General features: G+C 41.6%; 6 protein-coding genes. All 6 read left to right on the plus strand.

Annotation, left to right across the window (positions count from 1 at the left end; genetic code table 11):
• The first annotated feature begins 725 nt into the window (after positions 1-725).
• The 6 genes from H6G26_RS39360 (at position 726) to H6G26_RS39385 (ending at position 3,992) form a co-directional block, all read left to right on the plus strand.
• Positions 726-992 (plus strand): hypothetical protein, encoded by a 267-nt coding sequence (locus H6G26_RS39360; RefSeq protein WP_190737273.1) that lies wholly within the window; start codon positions 726-728, stop codon positions 990-992.
• 233 nt (positions 993-1,225) lie between these two features.
• Positions 1,226-1,645, plus strand: a complete 420-nt coding sequence (locus H6G26_RS39365) for a hypothetical protein (RefSeq protein WP_190737276.1) — start codon at positions 1,226-1,228, stop codon at positions 1,643-1,645.
• Positions 1,635-2,345, plus strand: coding sequence for a hypothetical protein (locus H6G26_RS39370; RefSeq protein WP_190737278.1), 711 nt, complete (start codon positions 1,635-1,637; stop codon positions 2,343-2,345). The genes H6G26_RS39365 and H6G26_RS39370 overlap by 11 nt, the downstream gene beginning before the upstream one ends.
• A 149-nt stretch (positions 2,346-2,494) precedes the next feature.
• A complete protein-coding gene (locus H6G26_RS39375; RefSeq protein WP_190737280.1) occupies positions 2,495-2,665 on the plus strand; it encodes a hypothetical protein in 171 nt (56 codons plus the stop codon).
• An 8-nt stretch (positions 2,666-2,673) separates the two neighbouring features.
• The gene (locus H6G26_RS39380; protein ID WP_190737282.1) at positions 2,674-3,084 is read left to right on the plus strand and encodes a hypothetical protein; all 411 of its coding nucleotides are present in this window, start codon (positions 2,674-2,676) and stop codon (positions 3,082-3,084) included.
• A gap of 191 nt (positions 3,085-3,275) precedes the next feature.
• On the plus strand, positions 3,276-3,992 hold the full coding sequence (locus tag H6G26_RS39385) for a hypothetical protein (protein ID WP_190737284.1): 717 nt from the start codon (positions 3,276-3,278) through the stop codon (positions 3,990-3,992).
• Positions 3,993-4,161 lie beyond the last annotated feature (169 nt).

Here is a 4,161-nt window from a genome sequence, read left to right on the forward strand (position 1 = left end):
CTGTGTAACGAAGAAAGTCAAAGGTGGAGAAAAAGCGAATCAAGAAGCACGGCGAGCAGCAGATGCCTCTGCAAAGAAACCTTGCCTTGAATAACAATAGCCGGGACTGGGGTAGCAATCCTTATTGACCAGATTGCTGGTCAAATTGAGGCTAATTGCATTGCTCTACGTCAACCTAAACCTTTATCTATCCCTCTTGTGTCACTTTAGTAGAAGCCAATCGCTGTAAGCCTTCTAGAGCTTTAATTTCTGGGTTTTGGCTATAAATTCTAGTTTCTGTTAGTAAATAAAGTCTCAAAGCTTGATTCAATCAAAGGTTGAGACTTCTGCTTGGATTATTGTTTTCCAAAAGTGACATAACAGGGCTATGCCCGAATGGCACGCTTGTTAAGCTGAAGGGTAGGCGGCGTAAGGATGCTCCAGGGGCAGGGGTGCAGAGGGGAATTTTTATTTCTTCTGAACGCAATGCCTAAAATTTCTTCTTTCTCCCCTGCTCAAGAGCTGCCTCAACGATTTTCCCTTTTCAAGCGTGCCATTCATCTATACCCATCAGTTGTAGAGATTGCAAATACTATCACGGTATTCTATACAACGCGGATTCTCATATACAGTACAGCTGGCAAGCCCGAAAGAACATTTGTTTGGGTGGGATGTGGTTTGTATTTCAGGAGTTTTGAGTAGCGCTTTGTTGAACGGGCATTTGAATTCTCAGGAGTAAATGAATCATGGGGCGAAAAATCAGTAAAATCGATGAACTAGCTCAAAAACTGCTAGAAAGTCATCATCATAATCTTTCCCCTGGGGAATATGAGTATGTATCTACTTCTGCAAAACTAGTTAGCGAACAAATTAGTGCTTTTTATCAGGCAGCCGGGCTACAACCGCCAACAGAGAAAACAGTAAGAAATTGGTTCTACAAAAATAGATGTCCAGATTGGGCAATCGCTATCATAACTCATTGTTTAATTTCCCTAAATAGGGAAACTGCCTGAAATATCAAAATCCTATTGCATTGCGTAAAGACGTTTTTTATTGTAGAAGAGCAAGGTCAATAAATAGTCAATTGACAGTCACTGAACAATGCTTATTGATATCAACGTGGATATTCACATTGACATCAACATTGATATTAACGTTGACATCAATATGACATTAATATTGATACGAGTTTGACACGGATATTGACTAACTTTTTGAAACTGTTGATACGGATTTGACATTCTTAATGGAATCAAAGTGGAGAGAACAACTTTTTAGCTGTCAACCAAGTCAATCGGGGGCAAATCCTTTAGTTCTACCAATGTCAAAAGCAAAAGCCGCGAAGATTTTAGGCATTTGCTACCGCACGCTAGAACGATGGGCAGAGGTCGCGCCAAGCATCCCAGAGTATAGATTAATACTTGTGAGGATGAAGACTCTGACCCAAGAAAAAAAATTACGTGCGCCACCAATCACACCTTATCAAGTATGGGTCATCGGTAAGATTGGGGAATTGTTCTCTGACATCACTCAAGGGGTTGATAAAAAGGCTTTTGTTGAGATCATCATCGAAGCCAAAAAAGACGAGTACACCCGTGCCGAATTTGAGAAAGAACAACTTAGATTTACATCACAAGTATTAGGAGAGACACATCATGTCGGATAACACATTTACTCGCGCAGAATTGTTTGAATTATTAAGTGCCAGTTACAGCTCACAACAAATTATTGCTGGATTAGAACAACTTGCCACCTCAGACTCAACAGTTGATCCAAATGCAGAAGAATTTCCTGTAGAAATCAGCGATCGCTTAGAAAGGTTGTTCAATCTAGCCCAAGCAACCCTCGACAAATCGAAGCTGTTAGGAGGTAGCGGCAATTTAGCGAATATACAGACGGGAGCTATGGACATGGCCACTGAACAATTACAACTTGTTGGAGTCAGCCGGGAAACGTTTAAAGCATTCTTGGATATTGTTGCAGGTAAGACTGTTGCTCAAGCATTGGCAGTTCATCAATTTGAGCAAGAATTGTTTGATGAAATCACAACTGAACTTGATGCTCGTTCATTACAACGACGCACAGAGCAAGGCTTTGATGAAATAGCGTTTATTTATCAACTGGCTAAAGATCCTCAAATCAGGCAACAAATTACCCAAGAGTACGGGTTAAAGACTGGGGATGAGATTAAGCAACAAGTTCAAACCCTCGCTACTACTGCAACTCCTGGTTTTGACCCGGAAGCATTCTTACAAGAACTAGGAGTGCCAACACCCGAAAAAAAGTCCACACAACCGACAACAATTCAGGACTTGAAAAATTTGACACGCTCTTTGTTGAGCGAGAAATTCCAATCTCCAGCTTAAAATGGCGCAAGTTCTTCAAGGAGAATATTTTCGGATTCTCAGTCATTTTTTTTCTAGTTTGCATTGGGCTGTCTGTTTACATTCGTGTTACTAATGCACCAAATCAGACAAGTACAGAACAAATCCAAGTTAGACAGTAAGAGGTAATTGTGTGTTTAGAACGTGAAATATTAAATGCTGTCGGTTTTGAAACACCTCAATTAGAACCGGAAGTCACAGTTAATCAGGTAGAAGAAATAGTAGTCAAGGACGAACCAATCGCAAATATCATTGGCAATTTCAGCAAACTGTTAGATCAATACGAACCAGTTTCAAGGTAATTCTGGCAATGAAATACCAGAAGCAAGCGATGTTGGGATTATTGGGCATGGGGTTAATCGCAAGTCCTTGGTTATCACAACTGCCAGCCCAATTTAAGACTTACAACAGTGGCATCACGATTCGTGAGTCTGAAGAACTAGAACGCATTAAAGCCGAGCAAAGGGCAGAAACCGCCGACAAAATTAACTCTCTTGGAGTTATGCCCTCATTCAGTAAGTTACGAATCAGGAACTATTTAGACTCGAAAAAACGTAACCCTAGACCTGACACTACAGGTTATTTAGAAGATGAGACAGTTTTTGTGTATGACTCAACTGGTTTATGTATTGGGCGAATTGAACAGAGGCAATGGCGGTGGAAGTATAGATTCAAAAATGCTTGTAAGAATTCGCCACTGTACCAAGATTCCCGTAATTGACCAAGAACATTGGAGATTGAAGATCGCAGATTGGAGATTGAATGTTTTTGGTATAAGCCCAGCAGGAAAGTGGGCGGAATAAATCTCAAATCCTCAAGCCGCATCTCTTGTTGGTACAGTCAATCTCAAATCTACAAGACGCTCCTACGTCGCTAACGCTACGCTATCGGCAATCTACAATTGTTCGACCTATGAAATATCTCACTCCGAACAAATCTAATTCACAACCAAAACCAGAATCATCACCACAAAAAGAGCCGAAAAAAGGAGGGAGTGACTACTTAGAATTATTAGCTCGGTGGATTGTGGCATTAATCTCACTGCCAGTCATCTTTATCTCACATATCATTGCCCAATTCGTTACCCCAGGCACACCCGGATACAAGCTGGTTGGTGCAATTGGTTTCTGGATTGGTACACTCCTTTCTACTGATAGCATCTGGCAAGTTTTATTCCAGGGAAAACCCCTCCTCCCGTGGTTTGAGCAAGAATGGATTGGCTGGCTTGGTTGGTTGCAACTCCTATTGAATCCCTTATTTTGGATTAGTTTTGGCATCTCTGCACTAGTGCAAGTGATGGAAGCCCGAACCTTACGTGGTAAAGACCCACAACAGGCCAAGAACGAGTTTGAGGAATCAAAACAATACACACTCGGCAGTAAACCGAATGGCAATATCGACCTGACAGTGGCATTGTGGGGTGATTATAAAGCTGCTGGCATGAAAGAACGTCATACAGGTGGAGCGATCGCACTGTTTTTCTGGGTTCTGGATCTGACTACTACCTTCGTTGGTCGCAATCCCTTCAGATATACGAACCCAGGTTTAATTTTGGCTTGCTTTGCTTACAACGTAGCTTCAATGATGGCAGGCGAGATTGGTTACAACATTTGGAAATTAACTAAGTAAGAGAAAAGAACATGCAGCAACAGATACCAATGCTAGGAACTAAAGAAACGGCACTTTTACGTGACGACTACCCCAGCATTGAGTATTTGGAAGCTGGGAATACCGCCTCTTGGTTACAAGAGCGTCAAGATCAGTTATTAGTCCGCGCCAAAGATGAGCGTAATGGCAT

The sequence above is a fragment of the Nostoc sp. FACHB-888 genome (assembly GCF_014696655.1).
In the GTDB taxonomy this organism is placed as follows: Bacteria; Cyanobacteriota; Cyanobacteriia; order Cyanobacteriales; family Nostocaceae; genus Nostoc.